We start from the raw sequence: 23,781 nt of genomic DNA on the forward strand, positions 1-23,781 counted from the left end.
CATTTTACTATGTTATGCTTTGGACTTACGGTTGTCGGCAATTATCATGGTGCAATGAACTTGCTATTCTACGCTACATTTACTTTTCTTTTATTGGCTTTTTTAGGTTTTCCACGTATGAAATACACAGCGATAGAAGATCGTTAATAATGATAAAAATCATTGGCAGTAGTTTCTCGACTAAGGCTCATAAAACATAGATTTTAATAAGTTTTTTCTAAATTAGATCTTTAAATTAATCTCATGAAAAAACTTCCAATTTTATTCCTTCTACTGATTTTTAATACACTCTATTCTCAAAATCTTACGCCGTACGAAAAAGGTAATGGCAATCAATCCACGACTTTTGAAGACATGCGTGAATTCTATCGGGGATTGTCAAGGCAATTTCCAACGATTAGTTATGAAACAAGGGGTGAGGACGATAATAAGGCTCCGATTGATGTAGTGATTTTCAACCCCTCAGAACAAACTTTGGAAGGATCGAGAAAAGACAAGTCAGTGTTGTTTATCAATAATGGGATTCATCCAGGTGAGCCAGATGGAATTGACGCAACAATGATGCTCATGAGAGATTTGGCGACAGGAAGAATAAAAACGCCTAAAAATGTAATTATTGCTGCCATAGCTAGCTATAATGTAAGTGGTATGCTAAACCGAAATGGTTTTTCTAGAGCGAATCAAAACGGACCAGAGGAGTATGGGTTTCGTGGGAACGCAAGAAATTACGATTTAAATAGGGATTTTATAAAAACAGATACCAGAAATTCGAGGAGTTTTCAGCAGATTTTTCAATGGATAAAACCGGATGTGTTTATTGACAATCATGTCAGTAATGGAGCAGATTATCAATATACGTTCACCTATATTTCCACCAATAAGGAGCGTTTGGGAAAGGAGTTAGGAGACTATTTTAATGGTCATATGCAACGAAAACTACTTATGGATCTTGAAAATGACGGTTTTATTTCCGTCCCTTATGTCAATATTCATAATGATGTTCCGGATGGTGGTTTTCCAGTTTTTATGGATTCGCCGCGATATGCAACAGGCTATACAAGTCTATTCAATGTAATTGGTACCGTCGTGGAAACACATATGTTGAAGCCTTATAAAGAACGGGTAAAGGCAACATATGATTATATGCTATATAACCTCAAATTTATTGATGAGAACCATAAAGCTATCCGACAAAAAAGAATAGAAAATCTCACACAGTATCGTATAGGGAAAAGATATCCCATTATGTGGAAACTCGATTCTACAAAATATGAAAACATCGATTTTAAAGGTTTTGAGGCTAAATATAAGCCTAGTGAAGTTTCCTCAGAAAGTAGATTATGGTATGACCGAAATGCAAAATTTTCAAAACAAGTTAAATTATATAACACCTATATCCCAACCAAAGAGATTACTATACCAAAGTATTATGTAATTCCACAATCCGAATGGAAAATTATTGATTTACTGAAACTCAATCAGATCAAATTGAATCCAATACAAAAGGATTCTTTTATTACTGTAGAACAATATAAGATCAAAGATTTTAAGACAACTTCAGGCCCCTATGAGGGACATTATCTCCATTATGATACTCATGTATTCAAAGAATTGAAGAAAATTAAGTTCATAGCTGGGGACTTCTTGGTCCCGCTGAATCAAGACGGGGTAAAATTTCTTTTAGAAACACTGGAACCAGAAGCGATTGATTCCTATTTCAACTGGAATTTCTTTGATGCGATTTTAGGGCAAAAAGAATACTATTCAGCCTATGTTTTTGAAGATACTGCTGCGAAACTTTTAAAAGAAGATAAAGATCTAAAATTTGCATTTGATAAAGAGAGAGCAAGCAATCCAAAATTTGCTGCTGACGCAAAAGCACAGTTAGACTGGATATACAGACATTCGAACTATTATGAAAAGTCACACCTTCTTTATCCTATTTTTAGGATTATGCCTTAGGTACTTGTAAATGGCCGAGATTCTGTTACAAATTTCCCTAATTAAGTTACACTGATTATTACTGTTTTTCAGAACATTATGTCTATACCGACGAGGTGTTTTCAGCCGATTTTTCCGTGCACGGGGAAGCAGTTGAAGCAGTGAGAGGAAGTGAAATTGCCTATTTTACATTAGGTCTTCCGATTAATTCGGCATTGTGGGAGTAACAGTTTCCCCTTATTTTAAGGAACGTGATTGATGCCTGTAAGATCAACGGAACAAAACTTGTATTTTTTGATAAGACCTATATGTATTCTCAGAATGATCATGATTTGACTGAAGAAACAATTGCTGGTAGAAAGAAAGAATTACCGTTTAATCTTGAAGTGGCCATCAAGGTGCGCAGAGCGAATCTTAAAAAGGCGTTTATCCCAATGACTTCAAACGTAGAAGTAGATGACCACTTTATCACAGGACACAATCCTTTTAGTTCCAAAGAGATGACCAAGATTGCTTTCCAGCAACTTGAAGGAAAATAAATTGATAAATTGAATTCAATGATCAACAATAGTTACGTTAATCATTAAAATTCTAATAATGGCACAGAACATGAAAGCGGAAAACGATCCGCAAATCCTTTTGGGTATCCGAGAATTTTTGAAAGCACTAAATAATAGCAAATATCCTCAAGCATTTAAAGAAAATGTGATAAATACGGCCCTCTCGTCAGCAGAATTCACATTGGGGCATCTTGATGGTTCACTTCAAATAAAGATATATACAATCTGTAGAGAAGCTTTGCCCGTATCCCGAAAAGTTTGGTGGAAACATTGCTTGCATTAAATGAAACATATCCTATCAGCGATAAAAATGCAATCCAATTGCTTTCAAAGGCAAAAATTACGCCTCAAAATCTTGAAAATAAAGTGAATGTTATTTTAACTTTGGATGTAAAATCATCGGAAAAAAATACAGCAGAATTGAAAAATCTATTTAATGAAGCAGTCCTTCGCACCAAGGGTTTATATCACCCAAAATTTGATTTTAAGAAGTAATACAGATCTGACCTATTTGAATATCACTGCAAATAAGAGGTAAATTATGTTGCTTTAGTATCTTCGGTATTTTTGGCTGCTGTTTGCACAACTTTGTTGACCCTGCTTTTGGCGGGTGATTTAACTGCAGCTGCTTTAGGAGCCGGTGATGTTGCTTTTGTAGGCGTGACCATAGACTGCTGTTGTTTGGTTGAACTAGAGGTATTTTTGACTGTTGCTTGAGCGACTTTGGGGGTTGTTCTTTTGGCCGGTGATTTAACTGCAGTTGTTTTAGGAGCTGATGATATTGTTTTTGTTGGTGCGGGCTTAGGCTGTTGTTTGGTTGAACTAGGGGTATTTTTGGCTGCTGTTTGCACAACTTTGGGAGCACTGCCTTTTGTAGACGAATTAACTGCGGCTGCTTTAGGAGCCGGTGATGTTGCTTTTATAGGCGTGACCTTAGGCTGTTGTTTGGTTGAACTAAGTGTATTTTTAACTGCTGCTTGAGCGACTTTAGGTTGTTGATTATCTACGTTTGTCGTTTTAGTAACTGGTTGAGCATCTTTAATTAGTGTTTTTTTAGCTGATGCTTTAGGTGTATTTTCTTTGATAGGAGTAGACTTACTCTTATCAACAACAAGTTCTTTTTTTACAAGTTTTTCTTTTGCTGATTTAACGCTTTTTTTCTTTAAATCCTTGTTTTTAATGCCTTCTGTCAATAATTTGGCGGTTTTTTCTATCCGGTTACGAAACTCCTTTTCGCTTAAATGAGCACGCAAATACTCGATCGCACTGTGTAGATGAGTAATTACTTGATTTTTTAATTCTTTTTTAGGAGATTGAATTTTTGCAGATTTTGCCATAATTTATCGTTGCTTTGGGAATTAACATAAATATAACATTAATTTAATCATAAATACAATAAGTGACAATAAATTTTATTGACTGATAACTGATAAGTATTGGAAGGGCGTTCTACTCGCATTTGGGAATACAGCAAAATTAAACAATATTATAAAGAAATATGGGGAAATTGATAAGCCTGGATTCGTATTTATGACAAATTATGACAGTAGCGCCTGTTATTGAGGATCAATAGGGGTAATCTCTTTGGACCCAGTTAAAAATTAGCTGTTACCGACGGAGCCACGTTTCATCTTACGATGAAACAAGCAAATTTGATGATATGAGATGGACGCATACCGGAGACGGTCAGGTATACCAATATTCATGATCTCATGCTTTTGGGCCAGTACATGAGTAATGGCAAAGTTTGAGGGAATTGATCTGCTGAATAGATTTGCTACCGCTTTTCCTTCGACTACAGCAGATGGCAAAAAGATTAAAAATTATCTTTCCTCTGCATATAGAATCGCCATAGGAAAGATTAGAGATAACGATGTATTGCAACATTCAAATGGTTGGGCGAGTTATTCAAGCATCCCATAGCGGAACAATTGCAGTCTTGAGTAATAATGCAAAAATAGGCGTCGTGATAATAGGTAATGAAATCGCCAAGATCCTTTTAAGATAGATACCTCAGAACGCTAATTTACTATAAAAATCTAAACTGACAAGCACGACTGATGTCTCAATTTGTCGCAAGGGGATATTCCAATATTTCCGTAGTAATTCTTCTTTTTCTATATGGCTAACTTGACGAAAGCCGTTTTTTACATAGAAATCAATTGCCCAATTGGCATTAGCCCAAGTGCCAATTAGGATGGGTTTATTGGTAAGTGTTGAAAGGTGTTTTAACAATTTGCCACCAATTCCATTGTTTCTCGCTGTCGTCCTCACATATGCATGGCGGATTAGGGTTACATCTGATTTGTGTTGAATCCCCATTACACCAAGTATAGCGTTATCTTGGTGATAGCACCAAAATTCAACCCCATCAGCAATTTGGTCCCGCAACTCGTGTTCATCCATATAAGGCTCTTTCCATCGATCTTCGGGTATCTTACCCTTGTAAGCTGTAGGATGCATCGTTAATAATCTCGTACATCGTATTGAATTCTGAATTCAGACTCTTTCGTATCATATCCCTTAACATATAATTCGTGAAATATTTTTCTTTGTTATTTTATAAATCAAAATTATAAGACTGAGGTGGCATAGTACTTTACATATGTTGAGAAAATTACTATTTTAACTGCTTACGAATTCTACTAAGCTGAGTGGGGGTAATGCCTAGATGGGAAGCGATGTCTCGTAAGGGGACGTAGTTCTCTATATTAGAATGACGTTTTAAAAATTTCTCATATCTATTTTGAGCTTCCTCCATGACGATGGATACTTCTCGTTCTTCTTTATCGATGACCCAATTCTTTTCAAGATAATGAATATAAAAGGATTTTAGGTCGTCTGTTTGGAAAAGCAGTTCTCTGAACTTTTTATAGGAAAGACTCAATAATGAACAGTGGGTTATGGCTTGAAGGGTAAATTTTGATGGACGATTTAGAATGCAGGAAACTGTGGATGCGACAAAGTCACCCCCAACAGCAATATTCTTGTTATAAATTTGTCCCTTTTCATCACTTATATATGCTCTTAAATAACCTGTGTGCAAAAAGCAAAACTCACGTCCAATGGAACCCTGTTGCACAAGTACTTGATTTCTTTCGAGGTTCACAACTGTTGCTATTTTTAAAAGCTTCTCAAATGAAACTTGTGAAATTTTATGATATGAGTATATTTTTTCCTTAAAGAGTTGTTTCAACGATTCTTCCATTGGGATAAAAATAGCAAATTTAAGACAGTAGTAATTGCGTCGTGTAAATTTTGTGTTTGTTTTATAAAGTATCGATTGTGCTTTCTATTGTCGTTTACTTCTATAACAATTCTTTTATTAAATTATGTTAGAATACACAAAAGCAACCTTTCCGGTGCCGGAGGTTGCTTAAGTTACACCACAAAGCAGCTGATATGGTTTCAGCGTTTATTCACAGACCGATGGAGCAAGTTTTGTGTGCATTGTCTCTTCACTTTCTGTATTTTCTTTTGGAAAACTGACAAAACTCATAGCGAATGTTACAGCGAGCAACAGAATACTTACCCATAAAACATAATGAACTCCGTAATACGCGCTTATTACCCCACCGAGAAATGCACCTAAGGATATGCCAATATTGAATGATGAAGTAAGTAAGCTATTGACAAATTCTAAGGCATGATGAGGAACAGACTGTGTTGTTCTGATATTTGAAACTAAAAAGCCTCCCGTATGAATCATTCCCCAAAGGGAAACAATAACGACCATTGGCGTAAAGATTCCACCTAGGTAGTAAGCTAAAACCTGTACTATAATTAAAGAAGCCAAAAATAGTCTTGCAGTCAATAACACATTTCTATTCAGGGCTAATCCCATAAGCCAGTTTCCTAAAGTTCCCATGCCACCAAAAAGAAGCAACATGATACTGATCTGTGCCCCATCCATTTTTGTAATTTGCTCAAGATAGGCAGTAAGATAAGTATAGCTAGAAAACATTGCTGCTAAAGTACAAATAGTAGAAATCAGATTGAGCCACAATTGTGGACTTTTTAGAACGGATATCTGATTCTGTGCAGATTTCGTATTATCTGCTGGGATAGAAGGTACGAAGAGTAATAGACCGATAAAAGCAATCAAACTGATTGCGCTACTGAGGAAGAACGAAGCCTGCCAATTGTGGAAGAGATCTACAGCATAAGTCGTTAATGGGATACCTAATACTGTAGCTAAGCTTAGCCCTAACATCACTGTAGAAACACCTTTTGCACCACTGTTTTTAAAGGCTATGGCAATAGAGATATTCCAGAATAGGGGATGTAAAATGGCTGGTAGTATACGTGCGACCATGAGTATCGAGAAATTTGACGAAAATGCTGAGATTAAGTTTGAGAAAACGAATATGCTCATGACCAAACACAAAAGGAGTTTTCGATTTATTTTGGTCGTGAATGAAGTGATAAAAGGAGAGGAGACTGCGACAGTTATGGCAAAAGCACTAAGCAACCACCCCGCAGTATCTATTGATACCTGGAATTGCCGACTAATTGTCGGAAGGATGCCAACTATCCCAAATTCAGTGGTGATTATGCCAAAAGCGCCCAAGGCCAGGACGTAGATCGAATTTTTCATTGATGTCTAAAATTTATGTATAGCAAATTTGAACAGAAAAATTATAAAAAATCAGTATATTTTAATGATAAATAGGTATTTTTACATGATGAAACGCGAGAATATCGACCAACTGGTCAAAGTAGAGCATCATAAGGAGGTAAACTGTCCACTAAAAGACAATCAGTTCTCTTTTTTTCAAATCATATATGTGATTTGTGGAAAAGGATTCCTTAAGATAAATAACAATACAGCCTCATACAGCGAAGGTAGTCTGATCCTCCTTACACCAAATGATCAGCACTATTTGGAAATTGTCGAGAAAACGGAACTTTTGCTTATCAAGTTTAGCGAACGTTATGTTAAGGATTACAAATGGAACAGTATTAATTCTATGGAGTGCCTATTATATGGTGCTTCCTATTTGTCGGGCTGCATCTTACAGAATAAACCTGATGTTATTTTGGTTGATTCGATTGTATCGTCGCTTCTTCACAATATCAATCATCCAGACCTCTTCCATGAAGAGCTGACACTACACTATGTTAATGCTATTATTGTAATTGCTGCACGCAATATTTCAAAGATGAGAGTAGAGCATGTAGCCTCTAATACAGACAAGAGGGCATTGGATATCATTAATTATATCCAAGGAAACATCCATGATCCAGCCCTGTTAAAGGTTTCTTCGATAGCACAAAAATTTGGTTTCTCTGAAAGCTATCTTGGTAGCTACTTTAAAAAGCAATGTGGTGAAACTATCCAGCATTATATATTGAATTATAAAATAAGATTGATTGAGCATAGACTTCTTTTCAGCGATATGCGGGTTAACGAAATTGTTTCCGAATTTGGCTTTTCCGACGAAAGCCATCTCAATAAATTCTTTAAAAAGAGGCATGTAATGAGCTTGACTGAATTCAGAAAGACAAAAGGACAAACAGAGTTGCAAGCTTAAATAAGACGTCGGAACTATCTGTACCAAGAAATTCGGTAGCAAACGAATGATAGAAAGCTTGAAAAAATGATTAAAATTGACTCACAAAATATATAAATGGAAAATATTGAAACATCCGAATGGTTTTGGGCTATTGTAGAAAAGGCAGCACTTAGTAGGGAAAAGTTGAAAGAGATTCTTATTTCTTTTTCTAAAGAGGAAATAATTAGGTTTCAGGAAGAATTTGTGGACGCTTCTATTGAATTACAGTGTGAACCATACACTGATTATATGGAAGAGTCAGAAGACGGGAGGGAAGATATTGCAAATTGGGTGGTGAGTAATGGTGAAAATTTCTATTTTGAAATTTTAGATAAGCCAGAGAAAATACCCCATAATGTTAGTGATTTTACAGAACAGATACTTTATGGGATAGCGGATGAAGTTTGCCTAGAAAAATATGGAGAGTCTACAGGTATTTATACTTGATTTCATATTTATATCCAGCGATAAACAATAGTGTGTACCGGTTTGGGTTGTAATTCTTAGCATAAAGGCCTTTTTCAAATTATAGTTGTATATATATCTGTTCTTAATCCACTTTGTGGATGCCGTTGATATTTCTCCTATACTTTTCTATAAAATTGCTGAAGTTAGTAAATAAGAGCGAACGGAGCAACAAATCGATGGGTTTCTCGCAAGTAGATTATCTTTTAGTGCATTTATATATAACGAATAGTCATATCATAAAAACGAATCTTAAACGCTTTACATCGAATATAAGATTGTGGTTAGTTGTGGTGAAAAATAACGTAGTTTTAAATTGAATTTAACGTTAATCTGTGATCAACACTTTGAAAAAAGTCATAGAAATAATTGAAACTACTTAACGGAGGTTCATATTTTGAATGTATACTTGGAAATATATGAAAAAAATTATCTTTAGGTTTTCGCTGTTTAATCTTCTACTATGTGTTATATTATTTATCCTTTATAGAATTGTTATTAGTGGATTAGAGTCTGCTGGTACAACTCTTTTTGATAGTTTTCTTAGTATTATGGATTTGTTTCTAAGTCTTGGGTTTTCAATGCTATATGTTGTTGCTATCTGCGTTAGTACCTTGTTGTTTTTTCTAAATCAAATTGAAAAAATTAGGAACAGTTATTTTTTGTCCTTATTGACATTTTCAGGAATTCCGTTCTTGTGTGTTGTTTTTCTGGCTGTCACTGTTTTGGTTGATATTTACCAATACAGTGTGACACTGATTCCATTAAAAATACTGTTATACTTTTCAATAATCTATTTATTATGTACTGTTGTTGAATTTCTAGTGTTCAGAAAGAAGCTTAGAAAAGTAATAGATAGTTGATTTGAATATAGATGTGGAAAAGCTAATTATATACCTTCGCTAGATAATATAATAATCGTTATTGACTGGGAATTGTCAATAACGATTGTATACTATCAATGACCTGAGTTTATTAGGTCAAAACTTCGTCTATTATTCCAAATTCTTTTGCTTCAGCTGCGACCATCCAATGATCTCTGTCACTAACATCGTGAACTTTCTGATAGCTTTGGCCGCTATGCTGGGCTATAATATCATAAAGTTCTTTTTTTATTTTTAAAACTTGATTGGCAGTAATTTCAATGTCAGATGCCTGTCCTTGCACACCTCCTAACGGTTGATGCAACATAACCCGGGCATGCGTCAGAGCGCTTCGTTTGCCCTTAGCGCCACCACAAAGTAATATTGCACCAAAAGAAAGGGCCATGCCGGTACAGATTGTGGCAACATCCGGACTAATCAATTGCATGGTATCGTAGATGCCAAGTCCAGCATAAACTTCACCACCAGGAGAGTTAATATACATGTGAATATCCTTTTTGGGGTCAACGGACTGAAGGAACAATAGTTGGGCTTGTACGATATTTGCAATATTGGATTCGACAGGAGCTCCCATAAATATAATACGGTCGATCATTAACCTGGAGAAAACATCCATCTGTGATACTCGCAACTCGCGTTCCTCGGTAATATACGGTGTCATTGCATGGGGGATACTGGAACTTTCGATATGTGCAATGTAGTTATCTACCCTTTCTTTTGGGACATAGCAGTGCCCAGCCGCAAATTTGCGGAACTCATTTTTGTCAATATTCATGATTTTGGAGATTTATGGTTTTCTAAATAGCCGCATTACTTTTTGGCTAAAACGGATGTATTTGGGTTGTGTAAACAGTGTTTGGTGTATCGCTTCAATTTCACTTTTTAACTGCTTGCGACCATATCGTTGTATGGCTTCGTAAGCTTTTTGTTGCATAATTACTTTCTCCGCCAGTTCCTCGTCCAGCAACAAATGGGCTTCGAAAAGCAATGCGTTACTAGGATGGTTTGTCCCTAGGAGATGAGTTTCTATCTGTTGGGTTTCATTCCATGAAGTCGTCATAAACCAGGGATTTTTCTTTGACAGTTTCTCTCACTTTCTCTAAGCATTTGTATTTTTGAACAGTAGCACTGCGGGTTCCTGAATACCCGAATTCATCTGCGATTTCTTGAAGTGACATCTGGTCATAGTAAAAGCTTTTTAATAAATCCATACATTTGCGTCCTGCAGTTTCCAAGAAGCGAAGCAGTCGCTTACTTGAAGGAGACTCATCGTTCGCAAATGGGATTTCAATATGATCTAAGGGTAGGTTCTGGCTCGTTTGATAATAACGTTTCAACCAGAGGTTTTTGGCTGTACCGAACAGATACCCAATATCATTCGTCAGTACCGTTGGAGTCCGCGTGGTCTTTTCATAATATACTACCAAGGCGTCTTGAAATACATCCTTGGCTTCATCAAAGTTTCCCCCCATACGACTGACATATTTAGCGACTGCTGGAAATGCACTTTTATACAGATCCATTATAAGTGCCTGTCGCCTCACGGCTCGATTTGAATTACTAATACTGTGCATATTATAATTACCTTTTATAACAATGTACCAATTGTGGTCAAAGTATCACCTTTTATTTTAAAAAAAATACCTTTCTTTTCGGACTATTACAGTCAACATGTAGCTTGATCTTTTAGATTTTGCTATCTTCCTGATATTTCCCACCTTTTATGACAACGATTACCCATCTCTAGGCAGACTGACTGTTAATTCAGATGATGCAGTACGTTGATAAAGCTAACGAATTTTTGTGCGAATATAAATCCATTAATAGGAAATAAAACTAACATCAAGAAAGGAAGTCGCTAGACGTAACGTTTGGATTTACTTATGATGATTCTTGGAATTTAGTTGATAAATTGCCTATTTTTAAGTAGTAAATGAAGAACATGATTTTGTCTCAAAGAAGCCTTGCTGTTTTCATCTCAATATTAAGCTGGACCGCTATTGGTGCTCAATTTTTAATTAGTTGCAGTAATTCCTCTATTGCGATTAGCGAATTAGTCGTAAGGTTCTTTAGTTATTTTACAATTTTGACGAATCTCATGGTTGCGATTTGTTGTACTAGTATTGTACTGTTTCCAAAGAATAAGATAGGGCTCTTTTTTGCGAAACCGACATCAATCACAGCAGTGACATTGTATATTCTGATTGTTGGACTTATCTATAATCTGATACTTCGTTTCCTGTGGCAGCCTGCTGGAATAGCTAGGATTGTGGATGAAATGCTCCACTCAATTATTCCCATTTTGGTTTTAATCTTTTGGTGGAGTATGATTGATCAGCGTGTTATACACTGGAGATCTATATTTAGCTGGTTATTGTATCCCTTTGTCTATTTGCTCTATACTTTGTGGCATGGAGCACTTTCTGGATTTTACCCTTATCCTTTTGTAGATGTTTCTGAACTCGGCGTGAATCGCGTATTAACAAATAGCGTGATTATAACTGTGGTCCTCCTGCTAATAGGATTACTCTTAATCCGAATAAATAGACGCATAGCCAAAAATAGGTAGTAAATGTACATGGGACTAAATCCAATCGAAATATACTACGAATACATTTTTATTGGCATCAGGGAGGAGTTAGCTTACAAAAATTTTCTGTAGTATCTATAGAGCGAGTTAAGTCTGTAAGATCTATCTAAAAATATAATATATGCTTAAAGATGGTTATATTTAAAGTTATATAAACCGTGCAATGGTGATAGCCAACAAAAGAAAGCCCATAAGAAAGGTGACGATACGATTAGTGCTTCTGTGTATTATTTTAAGTCTATGTGGATGTGCTTCGTTGAAGCAGACAAGACAAGATAGCATGCATGAAATTTCTGAATTACAGTCCTTCGATGGAACTTATGAGAATCAAACAAATGATCATGAGGGGAGCGAATTTTCGTCTCTATGGAATCAGCTGATCCTGAAAAATGAGATTGATATGTTGGATTTCAAGAACGCGAAAATAAGACTCAAGGCAATTGGAAGGAGCCAAATCAAAGCGACTTGGTTGGATAGTGGTCTCGAAAAGAAAAGCATTGTGCTAAAAGGAAAGTTAAAAGGTAATTATTTTGTATCTCAGCATAAGCGCTCCATCATACCTATCCCGCTAATATATGGAATGATCCAGAATAACCAATTCCAACTCTGGTTGGATCAAGATAGCCAGTTGCGTGTGGATAGGTTGCAGAATAGGTGGGGCTGGATATTTGTTTTCCTAGCGGGAACAGATAATACGTCTAACTACAGATACATAAAGGTGAAGGAATAGGACGTTAATCCAGTTTTGGTAGTATTGGTGAAGCTTAGCTATTATTAATTGATGACATCGAAATTTATAAAAGAGAGTAGATCAGATGATAAATTTATAATTGGATTTTGCGAATAGATACCATATTTGTGTGAATGATGGCGAATGAGTAGATTAGTATAAAAATCAATTCGATATGAAAGCCCTATTTACCTGTATTTTTTGCTCATTGATTTCCCTTTCGCTATTTGCCCAAGTACAAAAAAATAAAAATGATCACTTTGCTGCTATTGATTCGGTACTAGATCGGGTTTTAAGCGATCATCATGTAGCTGGTTTTGCAGTCGCGGTGGTGAAAGGGAATAAGGTCATTTATAGTAGAGGATTTGGCTATCGTGATATCGTCAATAAGAAACCCGTCACACCCAATACTCTTTTTGCCATAGGTTCCAGCTCCAAAGTGTGATGGGATAGTCTAATTTCAGTAAGGTATAAGAAGTTGCAGCCAATGTACAGTTTTGAAAGACCATTTTTCAGAGGAGGATCACAGAACGAAAGAATTTTTAAGCGAATATAAATCCATTAAACACGAATAATAAATGACATAAGTATATTCAGATCTGAAATGTATATTTAATTAGTGAATTGTCAATTTCAAAGGATATAATATAAAAAAATGCATGTAGATATTGAAAAGCAAAATCAGAAATGCGTCCGATACTGATTGTAATAATCGAAAAATTGACTGTGTATAAGCAAGAATTCAAAGACAGCAAAATGACCCTATGTTGAAACAGATTTTGCTCGATTATACAGACGAAATGATACCATTTTTATGAACCTATGCACATGGCAAAACCGATAAATATACATAATATGCCCGTTGTAGCGATTTCTCGAGGGTATATTGCCACAATTTCTAGCTGCACCATGTTTATGGTGTTGCTTCTCTTTACGACTAAGTGTTTCGCAACCTCGAAGAGGTATCTGCAAGATACCGTTCGAGGAGGTTCGGAACTGCAGGTCTTTGATACCATCGTGACGAAGCGCGTCTATCAAGATGCATATGGAAAAAACACATTGCACGTAAAAGTCACGAATCCCTGCAATGCTGATTCGTCTAGATTTGATGGAGTACTCACCCAGATCGAAGCGCGTGTGAAAAACAAAAAAGGTTCTACATCGGTGTTCTACACATATCCCTATTCTCAAATGTCGTTAATCTACTTCGTAAAGGAGGAAATACATATCCAGAACCTTGGTGGGCGAAAGGCGGCTATCATTCCTTTCTATTACTGTGGAGGATATGAGAGCTATGATATGAAAGTATCCTATATTGTCATTTATGGAAACAAGAACTATATCTTCCATCTAGACTATTATTGTGGAGAAGGAAAGGACTGTAAACCTGTCCAAAGCTTAAAAGTTACGCTGAGTGGTCTTCCAAAAGATATTCGGACCTATTTGACCCGATACTTGACAAAAAAACATAAGTCCAGAATCAGCTTCCACCAGGAATAAACCCTAAATATTACTCGTTAATTCATTAGCAAAAAGAAATGCAGTGTTGTAGATAAATGAAATTAATGATTATTTCATTGGAGGATTTCTTTCTTTTTCTACAGATTAAAATATAACCATAGATTTACGAATATTAAATTGTAGCAGACGAATATTAGTATTTGCACTAATTTGAGAAACCAGATATTGATATTTGTGTTGTATGTATGGGGTACCGTCCGAAGTCAGTCTTCTTTCGAAGAAAATTACCATTTCATGGTTCCCTTTCTATATTAGCTATATATGTATAAAATTAATATCATTTGTTTTACTACTTTATTTTTTCTTTTTTCTAGCTACAGTAATGCTCAGATAGAAAATAAGGCAATAGACACAGGAGTATGTTCGACCGATAAGGGATCATTGTTCTTTAATAGAAATAAAACTGACCGTATAACTTTACCATTTGGATATTCAGATATTTCGAAACAAGGGAGCATTGACGCCATTCTGTCTACCATACAGAATGAAAATAAATTGAAAGAACTCCATGCGTTAAACTTTGAAAAAGTAATCAAAAAAGATCTGATATCACTTCCCGAAGAATATGATGTTTTTCTGCCATTTAGTGAGGATGTAAATGAGGAATATGATAGGATTAAAATTGCATCTAATTTTCTGAGTTATGGAGTGTATTCATTGTACTTTGTGGCTGTATATAATACCGTCCGTTATGCTGAACCGTTTATTGAAAAAGTGTACTTAATTTCAACGAAGGACAGTAAGCCTATTGATATGAAGAGAATATATCTTCATCATGAGGGGGAAATGGGATTTGCACACTATAGCTTATTTAACATCACTGAAAATTATATAATTTCCATACAAGATTATAAATTTAGCGAAGACCCCTTAATATTAAGACCTTTACGAAAATACCAGATTCTTCCGTCTGGAAAATTTTCTAGATACTATGATAATGATGGCTTCTACAAAAATGATGAGGAGCAAGGAATGGTGAAAAGCCATAAGAAAGAAGGAAAATGGATAGAGTTTAAATCAAATGGTCATATTGATTTACAACGGTATTCGGAATTTACGGATCCTTATACTTACTTGGAAGCGGAGTATAAAAATGGTTCTCCTGTTGGAACATGGAAGTTTTATAAATTACTGCAAAAATACAATGAACAAACAGGAGAACCTATATTAAATACCAGGAAAAAAGGGCGATTAATTTATACCGAAATATATAGCGATGGAATATTAGAAAAACGAGAATTTCGATTCTAAGAAACCACTTTTTCATATATTATAGAGCACCAATAGAACTACTTTTTGGAAAAATTTTGGATATAAGTGTAACTAGAAAATAGTAATTTTATAAAAAAATGATTGTAAAAGCTAATTCAACAGATTTGATCCAAGCCGTTAAGATTCTTGACGAAGTTAAAACACATATGCACGATCAAGGGGTTAACCAGTGGGATCAGGAATATCCAAATAAAGACACGCTTACAGTGGATATCGAGAGAGGAGAAGGTTTTGTTTACGTAGAAAAGGGTGAAGTGTTGGCTTATATGGCACTTAACGAACGCTATGATGAAGAATATAATGATTTGAACTGGGAGACATCAGTTCCATTTATTGTTATTCATCGTCTCTACGTAAAACCCTCTGCTCAAGGAAAGGGGATCTCAAGCCAGATGATTCGTTATGTAGAGCAATATGCTTTAGAAAATCAATATAAATCAATCCGTTTCGATGCTTTTTCGCTGAATAGTCAGGCAAATGCTGTATATATAAAAAAGGGATATAAATTTGTTGGAACTGTCACTTTTCGTAAAGGCTTGTTCAATTGCTATGAAAAAGCAATTTTATAGCACAACACTCCGTTTCAGGGCAAGATCGCGGGAAAACTTGGCACATATCCTTTAAATACAGGGGCTGAGAAGGAGGAAGAGGATAAAATTGGTTGTAATTTTCATGGGCTTTGCTCTGAACATTCTATTGACTGAATTAAGATGCGAAAGATTATATAATAAAATATTACCAAAAATAGTACTTTCTATAAAGGTTTTATGGAAAAGGATTTACTGTTTTTATCAAAAGAATCTATTAGATATCAAAACTTTAAAACAGATTTACTTATTGATAAAGCTCCACCCATTGAAATATAGGTTGTTGCATTCATTAGTAATAATGTTCCAGACTATGAAGTAGAAGAAAGTAAGGCAGAATTTCAATATCCTGCCTTTTATACCCAAGTTTATAAGTCCAAAGCTTTAAGATAGATGTTGACAATTGTTTTGTAAATATTGAAAAGTTCAATCCAACTATTACTGTCCCAACGATATAGATTGCTTTCCTCATACAATTGGCTCTAATAATTAGAAAGCTGAGGGTTCATTATAGTATATAGATCTCTGATTTTAGAAAGCCATATTTCAATAACCTCAGGGGTGGCACGATCGGCCTTATCAAAAAAGAAATGCTCTGTGACCTGAAATCCACAGTAGGTGTAGATACCTTTATCGGATGTCAGTAGTAATGCCTTATCCATACCGATAGTGCTATACTCTTCATTAGATTTTCCATGTGTATTGAGAATTATCGCTTGTTTTCCAGTTAATAGTCCTTTTTGTATACCCTGATCATAACGATAGGCAAATCCATAACTAAATACCCTGTCAATGTATCCTTTCATAATTGCAGGCATACCGGTCCACCAGATTGGGTAGATAAAGGTGACTATATCTGCCCACTTAATATATTCCTGCTCATTTTTAATAAATTCATTGACAATGCCTTTTCGCTGTCCTGTCATATCTTCCAGAGACAGCACAGGATCAAATCCGAGTGTGTAAAGATCTCTGACGATTACATCCTGTTTTTGCTGTACTAGAATTTTTTCAATAGCTTGTTTAAATTGACCATTCAAACTTTCCTGATTTGGATGGGCATAAATAATAAGATGTTTCATAGCGTTACTATATTTGATTGAACAGTACAAATTTAAAATAGGGCAAATCAGGAAAATTGTATGAAAACGAAAATAGCTATTTGCTGGTAGCTTGACAGATATCCTGCTGGAACTTTAGGTAGTTCTTAGGCGAAAGATTAATAAAATGTTTAAAGTCGTGAATAAGCTGGCTTTGATCATAATAGCCGCATTTATCGATAATTTCAAACCAGTTTACCTTTTCTTTGGAAAAATCTATCTGTTGAATCAATTCAATCGCTTTAAAGAAACGATGATAACGGATGATCTCCTTGGCGCTGAAACCAAAGTGCTTTTTATGAATCAATTGAATGTTTCTTTCACTTTGCCGCGCTTTTTCTGCAATAGACTTGATTGGATTTATTGTATCCGATTTGAAATTAGCTAATAGATTAGAAGTTGCATTTTGAAGGTTGAGATAAGGCCGGCAGAAATTGAGAATATGTGCCACCTTTTCCTGTACACAATCTATACTATTCAATTGTGCCCATAGACTAGTAAAACAATTTTCTTCCATTGCTTCATCGGGATGAATAGGCAAATAATTAGATAAAAATGCTTTGCCAAAAAAACGATAGAATGAATCATCTTTGAAATTGAGAACCAATATGCTGGAGTTTGGGGGGATACCATATTCAAATGCGGACTTAATTGGTCCCAAAACAATACATTTTCCAACCTTGATTTTCGTGTTTTGCTTGGAAATCAAAAATGCAGACGCTCCGAAATTAAAAACCATGATGGTTTGGAAAGATGGCAAAAGGGTTTTGGTTATTGTTATTCCGGTCCTATTTTCCGCAAAATAAAAATGAGAGAATACTGTTTCAAACTCTTGTGGAGAGGGAATTCTGTAATCATAATATGTTAGTTTACTGGATTTCATTTCTACAGCTTACAATTTAAGAAAAACTTTAATAAGCTCGTAATAAGATTATTTCTTTATTACAATTGTTCTGGTGTACAACACTAAAACATTATTTTTTACGGTGAGAAACTATTTGAAAAATGTTAATTTAGTAAGGTGTCTTGACGAAAATTATGATGTTTTAATAAACTTATGTGTAAATCCGAACAATACATTTACTGCTGGGAGAACACTTTCGGTAATACGTGATATTTCAGTCGCAGAGATCTCCATGGCATACATTTCGCGGATAAACTCGCTTATCGCACGTGTGCTCATTCCTCTGGCATACATGCTCAACACGTGTCCCTCAAGCTGTTTATTGATGATTAATTGTCTCTTAGCTACTACTTTAGGTTCGAAGGTTCCGGATCTGTCCCGGCCTGTTCCCAATTCAAAAGTGCCAGCATTGAGACCTCGGGCTGTCTTTTTGGTCTTGCCATTTCGACGGTTGCTATTGCTCGAAGCTTTCTCTTCATTCAGGTGGTTCTCCAGTTCGCTAGCCATCATCGATTCCAACAGATGCTTCATTAAAGGCGCTAGAACGCCATCATTGGGAGACAAAATTTTACCCTCGTAAAGACCTTGCATAGCTTCTGCCTTGAAGCGTTCAAAATGGCGAAGCCCTCTTGAGTTCCGTTAAAAAGCAAACCCTAATGAAAAATCGAATGAGGTCTTTTCTTTGATGACCATGTCGTGTGAATAATTGAATATAAATAATCTTATTGAATTATTCCGTTGACACAGTTTATGTTACAGTCTCGTACAGGTCTATTCGCTACTCTCTATTCCAATTTATTTCATTCATATAGCAATCCAATATTCTGTAAACAAAAAATAAACTTTACATATTTAAATCCTTTATCCTTATTTTTAATTCAATATATTATTTACAGCTATGAATAAGCATACAATTTTTGGAATATGGAACTTAATTTCTATTGCAATACTAATTGCATTTGCCTCATGTAATAGTTCTAATGAAGACAAAGCTGATCGCCTCAATAATGATGGAAAAACCGAGGAAGCAATCAAACATTATCAACTTGCCATCGAAGAGGGTAGTGTAGAAGCAATTAGCAAACTAGCATTATTGTACAGTAATACCCACCAGCCCGAAAAAGCTAGAAAATATTACATATTGGCATCGGAGAAGGGGGATAAAAAAGCAACAGAAACTCTTGCTAATTTCAGCCTAAGAGATGGATCTTACAACGATGTGATAACCTATCTTAAACCAATAGTGGAAGCCGGGGACACTACACAGGTTTACGCGCTAGGGAGTGCCTATGTAAAATTGAAACAATATGACGAGGCAGTCCAAGTGTTGCTAAAAAATAAGGACAATGTCTATGTTAAGGCTATATTGGGTGAAGCTTATTATGAGCTTGGTGATCTAAAAAACGCCGAAAAATATTGGAAATCTGCCGTATACAACCATAAATCAGGAGGAATTAACTCTTACAACAAACTCTTAGAACTCTACCGCCAACAGGGTAGAGAAGCAGATTATAAAGAGCTTGAAGGGGCGTACTGATTAAACACAAAAAATGCTTGGCACATCGGGAAAATTTAATGAAAATGCATTTACGGGATATAGGGCGAACTCGAAAAGCAGGCCAAAAACAAACAAGATGAATAGAATTAATAAAAATTTTTACCCTTACCTTATATTCATTTTAATTGCAGTCCCAATGGGTGTATTCTCTCAAAGTGTTAAAAATAAAAACAATTATACGTATCAGGTTAGAGAAGAAAAGGGAGACTTGAATCACGATGGTAAAATGGACAAAATAACTGTGAAAATGGATACTGTTGATGAAACAAGGCCGTTGAGGTTACAAGTTTTCCTGTCTCAGCCTAATGGAAAGTTAACTTTGGTGGTATCGTCCGATAAAATCATCGAACCGCAATTTCCTACTGAAAACCATGGCAAATTTAATGGCTTTCAAATTCCGAATTTCTTTATAGAAAAAGGAGTTTTAAAAATGTGGAGCGAAATTAAGGGAGGAAATATTACTTACCACTTCAAATATAACAAGGGCAATTTTGAATTGATTTATGTTGATAAGCTCACAAGCGACACAACTAAGGGCTATATTGACGAAAACACCATATTCACAGAAACAAAATTTAACCTGATTACAGGGATTCGAATCGAATCCGATGAAAAATTAGGTTCAGCCGAAGCGCCGAAAGTAAGAAAAAAAAGAGTTTTAATACGACCTTTACCCAAAATACAGGATTTTAAGTTTTCTGATAAAGACAGATATTAATTATTGTCGATTGAATATTACAATTGGAGATCATGTACAGTCAATCTGAACAAAATTGCAAAAAAGTAACAAAGATAAAATAAAAAGAATTGCTACTAGAATGACAATATAAAGACGTAAATTCGTGTATTACCAATAATAAATTTAAGAATATGATATATTTAGGAATTCTAATCTTTTTCGGACTTATTACCTTATTTGCTTCCTTTTATACAGTAAAACAAGAATCTGCAGCTGTGGTAGAAAGGTTAGGTAAATTTTTAAAAGTAAGCCACGCTGGTTTGCATTTAAAAATTCCGTTTTTTGATCAAATCTCCAGACGTCTGAATCTTAGAATAAAGCAATTGGATGTTATCATCGACACCAAAACATTGGATAATGTTTTCGTAAAGATGAAAGTTTCTGTTCAGTATCAGGTGATCAGAGAGAATGTAAGAGACGCTTATTATCGTCTAGAAAATCCTGAGAATCAGATTACGTCTTATGTTTTTGATGTTGTGCGTGCTGAAGTTCCAAAAACAAAATTAGATGACGTTTTTGTAAGAAAAGATGATATCGCCATTGCCGTAAAAAGTGAATTGCAGGAAGCGATGCAAAGTTATGGCTACGATATTATCAAAGCTTTAGTGACAGATATCGATCCTGATGAACAGGTAAAACACGCCATGAACAGAATCAACGCTGCCGAACGTGAAAAGACTGCTGCAGAATATGAATCCGAAGCCCAAAGAATCCGAATTGTTGCTGTTGCAAAAGCTGAAGCAGAATCTAAAAAGCTTCAAGGACAAGGTATTGCAGACCAGAGAAGGGAGATTGCAAGAGGACTGGAAGAATCTGTGAAAATGCTCAATGCGGCTAATATCAACGCTCAGGAAGCTTCAGCTTTAATTGTGGTTACTCAACATTATGACACGCTGAATGCCATTGGAGCCAATAGTAGAAGCAATTTGGTTTTACTTCCGAACTCGCCGACGGCTGCAAGCTCCATGCTAAATGATTTGGTTGTCTCCATGGCAGCAACACAAAAAATAGACGAATACAATAAAGATCAATCACCTGAACTTCCCAAAAATAGAGGTCATCAGGAATAGAACTTAAAAGAGCTGTATCCGTTCTTTCATTATCATTATTGATTGGTAGACTTAAGTTCATCTCGCCAAATTCTTTTATCAATTTGGCGAATATTCTCTTCTTTTTTCAATTTTTCAAGATAGGTAGCTAATAATAACTCATTATCATTGGGATTTCCTGTAAATTCGGCTATTTGTATCGCATTGGCATAATTCAACATTGATTTTTCAGTGGTATCATCTATTATAAGTGTTCTTGCCAATTTCCCACAATTGGGGCAGTAATTAAAAAAGATTTCTGAAACATGATCACGTATTATACGCGCTGACGTACCCTCATTAAATTTCTCTAGGCCATTATTCAATAAACTTAAAGCATTTTCGTCTTTGGTTAGCCGTACGTATAACGCATATACTTTTGCGAATTCATGATCTACAGAATATAGGAAACATAGTGGATATTATTTAGTTTTTCTTGACCAATTTTAATTTACCCGATCTTTCCCAAAAGCCATTTTCATCGATAATTTTTAAATAACTGTTCGTTGGTTCGTTAGCATGGTAATATTGATACAGTTGATCGGTTAATGCTGTGAGAAAGTCAAAAAAAACTGAAAAGTCTTCCTTTGAGTTGTAAAAACTGCCCCATTCGCCCAAAACCCAACGGAATATTTTGCTATCGTCAGTTGTAATTGAAATTACAAGATTGGGCGTATCTACCTCGGTTTGTTTGTAATAATCGTACTTTTCCCCTCCGAGCAAGGATATACTTCGTACCGGAATATTGATAGCGCTTATATTGGAAAATAAGACTGAACCGAAACAGGCACTATTAAACCCATCCTTATTTAGTGTAACGCTGTCTGTCGACTGTCTTTCGGACGCTGTCCTAAACAGCTTATAAATAGCAATTAACGTTAATGGAAGGAAGATCAACAGTAGCCAGGTTGGAAAATATGGTTCCGAAGGTATGAGTAAAATGATGCATGTTAAAGTAATCATCAGTAATGTTGTAATAAACCAAATCAGAATGGCTGAGGTTTTACGACTATTATTAAAGCGAAATCGATAGGTTTTCATTTTAATAGATACTTTTTTTTATAAACCTCAAATTTTTCATCATTTCTTTTATATAGTTTTTTGCCCACCATATTCTAAGTCTGACTTGTTGGTCCGCAACTAGAATGGAGTCTCTATCAACCTTAGACAAGTTCTCCAAATTTGTAAAGGATTTTGATAATGAAAGATTCCTACTTGAAATGAAGTCTTTATTACATTAAACCCAATTTACTAATTTTTTAGTTTTATTGTTCAATTAGCACTGCAAGATATGTATATAAAAATCTATCTCTATAAAACTTTTCCTTGTAAGGTGTTGTTCACTATATAGTTATCAAATGGTAAATGGAATAGGGTGTCAATTGATAGACAAGAAGTGCTGACAAAAAACAAAATAATGTTTAAATCAATTTAACGAGGAATTGCGTAGCTTAAAAAACAGAGCATATGAGAGCAATCTGGAATGGAGCAATAGGTTTTGGATTGGTGAATATACCAATCAAGCTGTACTCGGCTAGTGAATCGAGTACTTTGGATTTGGATATGTTGGACAAAAAAGATTTCAGCAATATCAAGTACAAAAGGGTAAATGAAAATACCAATAAAGAAGTAGCCTGGGAAAATATAGTAAAAGGCTACAAAATAGAAGACAAATATATTGTACTGGAGGATGTCGATTTTGAGGCTGTAAGTCCTGAAAAATCTAAAATATTGCGTATTATTCAGTTTGTAAAAGAAGATGAAGTGGATCCCGCACTTTTCGAAACACCTTATTTTCTGGAACCTCAAAAAAATGGCGAAGCGGCCTATAGATTATTGTTGGAAGCGCTACACAAAACCAAAATGGCGGGAATAGGTTCATTCATTCTAAGAGACAGGGAAATTCTGTGTATGATTCGCCCCTACGAAAATGAAGTTCTGATGGTGAACAGAATGCGCTATCCTGAAGAAATGAGAAATTATAGTGAGTTGAAAATACCATCAGGAAAAGCGCCAAAACCCGAAGAACTGAAAATGGCTGAAACCTTAATTAAATCATTAGCCGAGGCTTTTGATCCTTCAAAGTACAGAGACACCTACAATGAGGACCTGCTGAGAATTATAAAACAGAAAGCAAAAGGTAAAAACGTAAAGCCTAAGGAAACCAAAGAACCCGTGGGAAAAGCGACGGATCTTATGGCAATGCTGAAAGCAAGTCTCGAGGCTGGAAAAAGAAAAGTAGGGTAGATTAAAAGACTGGTCATTAATCCTTATCGAAACTCTAATT

The 23,781-nt window shown here is 35.4% G+C and carries 28 protein-coding genes; 16 read left to right on the plus strand and 12 right to left on the minus strand.

What is annotated here, in order from left to right; all coding sequences use genetic code 11:
• The first annotated feature begins 243 nt into the window (after nucleotides 1-243).
• From LC454_RS25760 to LC454_RS25770, 3 genes are all read left to right on the plus strand, one after another.
• Complete coding sequence (locus tag LC454_RS25760) at nucleotides 244-1,962, plus strand: hypothetical protein (RefSeq protein ID WP_223585295.1); 1,719 nt, start codon at nucleotides 244-246, stop codon at nucleotides 1,960-1,962.
• A 287-nt stretch (nucleotides 1,963-2,249) separates the two neighbouring features.
• Nucleotides 2,250-2,480, plus strand: coding sequence for a hypothetical protein (locus tag LC454_RS25765; RefSeq protein ID WP_223585296.1), 231 nt, complete (start codon nucleotides 2,250-2,252; stop codon nucleotides 2,478-2,480).
• A 282-nt stretch (nucleotides 2,481-2,762) separates the two neighbouring features.
• Nucleotides 2,763-2,996: a hypothetical protein gene (locus LC454_RS25770; RefSeq protein ID WP_223585297.1), complete on the plus strand. Its 234-nt coding sequence runs from the start codon at nucleotides 2,763-2,765 to the stop codon at nucleotides 2,994-2,996.
• Between the two features lie 44 nt (nucleotides 2,997-3,040).
• Here LC454_RS25770 and LC454_RS25775 read toward each other — a convergent pair whose 3' ends face one another.
• Complete coding sequence (locus LC454_RS25775; RefSeq protein ID WP_223585298.1) at nucleotides 3,041-3,838, minus strand: hypothetical protein; 798 nt, start codon at nucleotides 3,836-3,838, stop codon at nucleotides 3,041-3,043.
• Nucleotides 3,839-4,238: 400 nt separating this feature from the next.
• Here LC454_RS25775 and LC454_RS25780 point away from each other — a divergent pair, with 400 nt between their 5' ends.
• Nucleotides 4,239-4,424, plus strand: coding sequence for a hypothetical protein (locus tag LC454_RS25780; protein WP_223585299.1), 186 nt, complete (start codon nucleotides 4,239-4,241; stop codon nucleotides 4,422-4,424).
• A gap of 90 nt (nucleotides 4,425-4,514) precedes the next feature.
• On the opposite strand, the gene LC454_RS25785 is transcribed toward LC454_RS25780, so the two are convergent.
• The 3 genes from LC454_RS25785 to LC454_RS25795 form a co-directional block, all read right to left on the minus strand.
• Nucleotides 4,515-4,964 (minus strand): GNAT family N-acetyltransferase, encoded by a 450-nt coding sequence (locus LC454_RS25785; RefSeq protein ID WP_223585300.1) that lies wholly within the window; start codon nucleotides 4,962-4,964, stop codon nucleotides 4,515-4,517.
• A 157-nt stretch (nucleotides 4,965-5,121) separates the two neighbouring features.
• A complete protein-coding gene (locus tag LC454_RS25790) occupies nucleotides 5,122-5,709 on the minus strand; it encodes a Crp/Fnr family transcriptional regulator (protein WP_223585301.1) in 588 nt (195 codons plus the stop codon).
• A 207-nt stretch (nucleotides 5,710-5,916) separates the two neighbouring features.
• Nucleotides 5,917-7,098 carry an MFS transporter gene (locus LC454_RS25795; protein ID WP_223585302.1) on the minus strand — a complete coding sequence of 394 codons (1,182 nt, stop codon included), beginning with the start codon at nucleotides 7,096-7,098 and terminating at the stop codon, nucleotides 5,917-5,919.
• A gap of 85 nt (nucleotides 7,099-7,183) precedes the next feature.
• On the opposite strand from LC454_RS25795, the gene LC454_RS25800 reads away from it, so the two are divergent.
• Both LC454_RS25800 and LC454_RS25805 read left to right on the plus strand, forming a co-directional pair.
• Nucleotides 7,184-8,035, plus strand: coding sequence for an AraC family transcriptional regulator (locus LC454_RS25800; protein WP_223585303.1), 852 nt, complete (start codon nucleotides 7,184-7,186; stop codon nucleotides 8,033-8,035).
• Between the two features lie 96 nt (nucleotides 8,036-8,131).
• A complete protein-coding gene (locus LC454_RS25805) occupies nucleotides 8,132-8,503 on the plus strand; it encodes a DUF4240 domain-containing protein (protein ID WP_223585304.1) in 372 nt (123 codons plus the stop codon).
• Between the two features lie 993 nt (nucleotides 8,504-9,496).
• Here LC454_RS25805 and LC454_RS25810 read toward each other — a convergent pair.
• From LC454_RS25810 to LC454_RS25820, 3 genes are read right to left on the minus strand one after another with little or no spacing between them, the layout of a single operon-like run.
• On the minus strand, nucleotides 9,497-10,180 hold the full coding sequence (locus LC454_RS25810) for an ATP-dependent Clp protease proteolytic subunit (protein ID WP_262903147.1): 684 nt from the start codon (nucleotides 10,178-10,180) through the stop codon (nucleotides 9,497-9,499).
• Nucleotides 10,181-10,192: 12 nt separating this feature from the next.
• A complete protein-coding gene (locus tag LC454_RS25815; RefSeq protein ID WP_223585305.1) occupies nucleotides 10,193-10,465 on the minus strand; it encodes a hypothetical protein in 273 nt (90 codons plus the stop codon).
• Entirely contained in the window at nucleotides 10,446-10,979 is a 534-nt protein-coding gene (locus LC454_RS25820) for an RNA polymerase sigma factor (RefSeq protein WP_223585306.1), read from the minus strand. The genes LC454_RS25815 and LC454_RS25820 overlap by 20 nt, the downstream gene beginning before the upstream one ends.
• A 368-nt stretch (nucleotides 10,980-11,347) precedes the next feature.
• Between LC454_RS25820 and LC454_RS26675 the strand changes: the two genes are divergently transcribed.
• The 6 genes from LC454_RS26675 (at nucleotide 11,348) to LC454_RS25850 (ending at nucleotide 16,087) form a co-directional block, all read left to right on the plus strand.
• A complete protein-coding gene (locus LC454_RS26675; RefSeq protein ID WP_223585375.1) occupies nucleotides 11,348-11,974 on the plus strand; it encodes a Pr6Pr family membrane protein in 627 nt (208 codons plus the stop codon).
• Between the two features lie 301 nt (nucleotides 11,975-12,275).
• Nucleotides 12,276-12,725, plus strand: coding sequence for a hypothetical protein (locus LC454_RS25830; protein ID WP_223585307.1), 450 nt, complete (start codon nucleotides 12,276-12,278; stop codon nucleotides 12,723-12,725).
• A 175-nt stretch (nucleotides 12,726-12,900) separates the two neighbouring features.
• Nucleotides 12,901-13,170 carry a serine hydrolase gene (locus LC454_RS25835; RefSeq protein ID WP_223585308.1) on the plus strand — a complete coding sequence of 90 codons (270 nt, stop codon included), beginning with the start codon at nucleotides 12,901-12,903 and terminating at the stop codon, nucleotides 13,168-13,170.
• A 383-nt stretch (nucleotides 13,171-13,553) separates the two neighbouring features.
• The gene (locus LC454_RS25840) at nucleotides 13,554-14,225 is read left to right on the plus strand and encodes a hypothetical protein (protein ID WP_223585309.1); all 672 of its coding nucleotides are present in this window, start codon (nucleotides 13,554-13,556) and stop codon (nucleotides 14,223-14,225) included.
• Between the two features lie 282 nt (nucleotides 14,226-14,507).
• On the plus strand, nucleotides 14,508-15,497 hold the full coding sequence (locus LC454_RS25845) for a hypothetical protein (RefSeq protein ID WP_223585310.1): 990 nt from the start codon (nucleotides 14,508-14,510) through the stop codon (nucleotides 15,495-15,497).
• 98 nt (nucleotides 15,498-15,595) lie between these two features.
• Nucleotides 15,596-16,087 carry a GNAT family N-acetyltransferase gene (locus LC454_RS25850; RefSeq protein WP_223585311.1) on the plus strand — a complete coding sequence of 164 codons (492 nt, stop codon included), beginning with the start codon at nucleotides 15,596-15,598 and terminating at the stop codon, nucleotides 16,085-16,087.
• 500 nt (nucleotides 16,088-16,587) lie between these two features.
• Here LC454_RS25850 and LC454_RS25855 read toward each other — a convergent pair whose 3' ends face one another.
• The 3 genes from LC454_RS25855 to LC454_RS25865 form a co-directional block, all read right to left on the minus strand.
• Nucleotides 16,588-17,187 (minus strand): NAD(P)H-dependent oxidoreductase, encoded by a 600-nt coding sequence (locus tag LC454_RS25855; protein WP_223585312.1) that lies wholly within the window; start codon nucleotides 17,185-17,187, stop codon nucleotides 16,588-16,590.
• 76 nt (nucleotides 17,188-17,263) lie between these two features.
• Nucleotides 17,264-18,088 (minus strand): helix-turn-helix domain-containing protein, encoded by an 825-nt coding sequence (locus tag LC454_RS25860; RefSeq protein WP_223585313.1) that lies wholly within the window; start codon nucleotides 18,086-18,088, stop codon nucleotides 17,264-17,266.
• A 153-nt stretch (nucleotides 18,089-18,241) separates the two neighbouring features.
• Nucleotides 18,242-18,700 (minus strand): transposase, encoded by a 459-nt coding sequence (locus LC454_RS25865; RefSeq protein WP_223585314.1) that lies wholly within the window; start codon nucleotides 18,698-18,700, stop codon nucleotides 18,242-18,244.
• 307 nt (nucleotides 18,701-19,007) lie between these two features.
• Here LC454_RS25865 and LC454_RS25870 point away from each other — a divergent pair, with 307 nt between their 5' ends.
• From LC454_RS25870 to LC454_RS25880, 3 genes are all read left to right on the plus strand, one after another.
• Nucleotides 19,008-19,646 carry a tetratricopeptide repeat protein gene (locus LC454_RS25870; protein ID WP_223585315.1) on the plus strand — a complete coding sequence of 213 codons (639 nt, stop codon included), beginning with the start codon at nucleotides 19,008-19,010 and terminating at the stop codon, nucleotides 19,644-19,646.
• Between the two features lie 97 nt (nucleotides 19,647-19,743).
• Nucleotides 19,744-20,385, plus strand: coding sequence for a hypothetical protein (locus LC454_RS25875; protein WP_223585316.1), 642 nt, complete (start codon nucleotides 19,744-19,746; stop codon nucleotides 20,383-20,385).
• A gap of 152 nt (nucleotides 20,386-20,537) precedes the next feature.
• Complete coding sequence (locus tag LC454_RS25880; protein WP_223585317.1) at nucleotides 20,538-21,476, plus strand: SPFH domain-containing protein; 939 nt, start codon at nucleotides 20,538-20,540, stop codon at nucleotides 21,474-21,476.
• 35 nt (nucleotides 21,477-21,511) lie between these two features.
• On the opposite strand, the gene LC454_RS25885 is transcribed toward LC454_RS25880, so the two are convergent.
• Both LC454_RS25885 and LC454_RS25890 read right to left on the minus strand, forming a co-directional pair.
• A complete protein-coding gene (locus tag LC454_RS25885) occupies nucleotides 21,512-21,718 on the minus strand; it encodes an NIF family HAD-type phosphatase (RefSeq protein WP_410528673.1) in 207 nt (68 codons plus the stop codon).
• 202 nt (nucleotides 21,719-21,920) lie between these two features.
• Nucleotides 21,921-22,457 carry a hypothetical protein gene (locus LC454_RS25890; protein ID WP_223585319.1) on the minus strand — a complete coding sequence of 179 codons (537 nt, stop codon included), beginning with the start codon at nucleotides 22,455-22,457 and terminating at the stop codon, nucleotides 21,921-21,923.
• A gap of 504 nt (nucleotides 22,458-22,961) precedes the next feature.
• On the opposite strand from LC454_RS25890, the gene LC454_RS25895 reads away from it, so the two are divergent.
• Nucleotides 22,962-23,741, plus strand: coding sequence for a Ku protein (locus LC454_RS25895; protein WP_223585320.1), 780 nt, complete (start codon nucleotides 22,962-22,964; stop codon nucleotides 23,739-23,741).
• Nucleotides 23,742-23,781: the final 40 nt, after the last annotated feature.

The organism is Sphingobacterium sp. GVS05A (assembly GCF_019969845.1).
In the GTDB taxonomy this organism is placed as follows: domain Bacteria; phylum Bacteroidota; class Bacteroidia; order Sphingobacteriales; family Sphingobacteriaceae; genus Sphingobacterium.